The following is a 1,371-nucleotide window of genomic DNA, read 5'->3' as shown; positions in this document are numbered from 1 at the left end:
CATATTATATGGTTAAGTCCTCGATCTATTAGTATTCGTCAGCTCCACATGTCACCATGCTTCCACCTCGAACCTATCAACCTGATCATCTTTCAGGGATCTTACTAGCTTACGCTATGGGAAATCTCATCTTGAGGGGGGCTTCATGCTTAGATGCTTTCAGCACTTATCCCTTCCGCACATAGCTACCCAGCTATGCCCTTGGCAGAACAACTGGTACACCAGCGGTGCGTCCATCCCGGTCCTCTCGTACTAAGGACAGCTCCTCTCAAATTTCCTACGCCCACGACGGATAGGGACCGAACTGTCTCACGACGTTCTGAACCCAGCTCGCGTACCGCTTTAATGGGCGAACAGCCCAACCCTTGGGACCGACTACAGCCCCAGGATGCGATGAGCCGACATCGAGGTGCCAAACCTCCCCGTCGATGTGGACTCTTGGGGGAGATAAGCCTGTTATCCCCGGGGTAGCTTTTATCCGTTGAGCGATGGCCCTTCCATGCGGAACCACCGGATCACTAAGCCCGACTTTCGTCCCTGCTCGACTTGTAGGTCTCGCAGTCAAGCTCCCTTATGCCTTTGCACTCTACGAATGATTTCCAACCATTCTGAGGGAACCTTTGGGCGCCTCCGTTACACTTTAGGAGGCGACCGCCCCAGTCAAACTGCCCACCTGACACTGTCTCCCGGGTCGATAAGACCCGTAGGTTAGAATTTCAATACAGTCAGGGCGGTATCCCACCAGCGCCTCCACCGAAGCTAGCGCTCCGGTTTCAATGGCTCCCGCCTATCCTGTACAAACTGTACCAAAATTCAATATCAGGCTACAGTAAAGCTCCACGGGGTCTTTCCGTCCTGTCGCGGGTAACCTGCATCTTCACAGGTACTATAATTTCACCGAGTCTCTGGTTGAGACAGTGCCCAAATCGTTACACCTTTCGTGCGGGTCGGAACTTACCCGACAAGGAATTTCGCTACCTTAGGACCGTTATAGTTACGGCCGCCGTTTACTGGGGCTTCAGTTCAGAGCTTCGCTTACGCTAACCCCTCTCCTTAACCTTCCAGCACCGGGCAGGTGTCACCCCCTATACTTCGCCTTACGGCTTCGCAGAGAGCTGTGTTTTTGCTAAACAGTCGCTTGGGCCTATTCACTGCGGCTTTCCGTTAAGAAAGCACCCCTTCTCCCGAAGTTACGGGGTCATTTTGCCGAGTTCCTTAACCAGAGTTCTCTCGCACACCTTAGGATTCTCTCCTCGCCTACCTGTGTCGGTTTGCGGTACAGGCACCTTTTATCTCGCTAGAAGCTTTTCTTGGCAGCGGGGAATCAAAGACTTCGCTCCATAAGGAGCTTCCCCATCACAGCTCAGCCTT

The 1,371-nt window shown here is 53.0% G+C and carries 1 rRNA gene; it reads right to left on the bottom strand.

Features of this window, described 5'->3' with window-relative positions:
- Window positions 1–8: 8 nt before the first annotated feature.
- Window positions 9–1,371, bottom strand: a 23S ribosomal RNA gene (locus ACTFRY_RS29650); the annotation flags it as partial.

It is taken from the genome of Bacillus cereus group sp. MYBK195-1 (assembly GCF_051916605.1).
Taxonomy (GTDB): Bacteria; Bacillota; Bacilli; order Bacillales; family Bacillaceae_G; genus Bacillus_A; species Bacillus_A cereus.
Note: the sequence above shows the minus strand (reverse complement) of the source record. Positions and strands in the feature narration are given on the sequence as shown.